Annotated in this window: 2 protein-coding genes; both read left to right on the top strand. The window is 43.1% G+C overall.

Annotation, left to right across the window (positions count from 1 at the left end; genetic code table 11):
• Positions 1-1,406: DEAD/DEAH box helicase (locus tag BOW51_RS10455; protein WP_217349042.1), on the top strand; the 1,406-nt coding region annotated here is incomplete at its 5' end.
• A 1-nt stretch (position 1,407) separates the two neighbouring features.
• Positions 1,408-1,802: primase-helicase zinc-binding domain-containing protein (locus BOW51_RS10450; protein ID WP_370738171.1), on the top strand; the 395-nt coding region annotated here is incomplete at its 3' end.

Raw genomic sequence — 1,802 nt, 5'->3', positions numbered from 1 at the left:
CCCATGACGGGGCATCGATGAATGATGGTATTTTCAATAGAGGGGTTGAAATGGTTGTTCTGAGAGATTATCAAGAAGATTTTGTTCAAAGTATCAGGGGTGAGTTTAAGAAGGGGGAATCAGCAGTTATCGCAGTATCTCCGACAGGCAGCGGAAAGACATTGGTTGCAGCTAGAATTTCTGAGATGGCTATAGGCAAGGGAAAAAGGGTTATGTTTATAGCCCCGCGTAGAGATTTGATTATTCAAACATCTAGAGTTTTTTTTCAGAATAATATACATAACACGGTCCTGATGGCAGGCTATCCTTACCGCCATGGAATGGCATGCATCATAGCTTCTATGTATACACTGCATTCTCGAGTAGTTAGAAGAAAAGTCATGGGTCTGCCTGATGTTGATCTTGTTATGGTTGACGAGTGTCATTTATCTATTTCAAATGAATCTATGCAGATCATACAGATGTACAAGGATAAAGGGGCCAATATCATTGGGTTCACAGCCACACCCGCCAGGGCGGACGGTATAGGCCTTGGGAGTCTATATGACACCATGGTGACTGGCCCAACGGTTGAAAGCCTTGTCATGGGCGGATGGCTCTGTGAGTCAAGATACTTCGCGCCAACATCAATAGACACGTCATCATTGAGGACGTCAAAGTCAGGTGATTATGTATTGTCAGACTCTGAAGAGGTGATGGCAAAGGATGGCATTACAGGAGACATCCTCGATAACTGGAAGAGGATTGCCAACGGCAAGAGTACTGTTATTTTCTGCGTCAGCAGGAAGCATGCAAGGCATGTGGCCAATGAGTTTATTAATGATGGTATTAATACCGTCTATGTTGACGGGGATACTCCAGCACATGAAAGGGCAAATTCAATCAAGATGATGACTGATGGGTCTGCTACAGTGCTTGTCAATGTGTTTGTTGCAACATACGGTCTTGATATACCCAGGCTTGAGGTTGCAGTACTTGCTCGACCAACCAAAAGCATTTCAATGTACCTGCAATCCGTAGGAAGAGTATTGAGAGTACATCCATCCAAACCAGATGGTGCAATCATCATCGATCACGTGGGATGTGTTTCCAAACATGGGTTCGCTACTGACCATATTCCATGGAGCCTTCATTCAGATGGAGACGTGTCCAGCAGGTCTAGTCAGATCAAGATCGACAATCAAGAAGATAAAGAGATTATCTGCAGCTCTTGCGGGTACTGTTTTAAAGGAACAAGGATATGCCCTTTATGCTCTCATGGTGAGATATTACAATCAGAGGAAATTCCAGTTCTAGAGCACGATTTGAAAGAGATATTTAGTGGCACTCAACATGTCAAGAAATCACCAGTTGACTTCATGTCCTGGCTGAAAAACAACATGGTCACAAGTCTTACTGAAAGGTAGGTTGTCAATAAACCAGGTCCATGGATACTGGAAGATTATCCTAATCCTTCTAGGTGTTGAAGAAAAAACACTGGATGGCAATCATCACCCATGCCCTTTATGTGGAGGTAAGGATCGATTTAGATATACAAACCTAGAGTCAAGAGGGACGAGTTTTTGCAATGGATGTGGAGCAAAAGACGGAGCTGGGCTTTCTATGGCTATGTCTGGCATGAGCTATGGAGAGACCATAGAATATGCATTGTTGCACATAAAAGGAAAAAAGACAATAACAAAGGAGGTCTTGGTGGTAAATTCTTTTGACTTCAATGCTAAGCGTGAGTCACTCAACAAGTTATGGGCAACCAGGTATGATCCATATAAATCATTACAGGTGATGAAATATCTGCGAGACAG

It is taken from the genome of Solemya elarraichensis gill symbiont, from assembly GCF_002021095.1.
GTDB lineage: Bacteria > Pseudomonadota > Gammaproteobacteria > Chromatiales > Chromatiaceae.
Note: the sequence above shows the minus strand (reverse complement) of the source record. Positions and strands in the feature narration are given on the sequence as shown.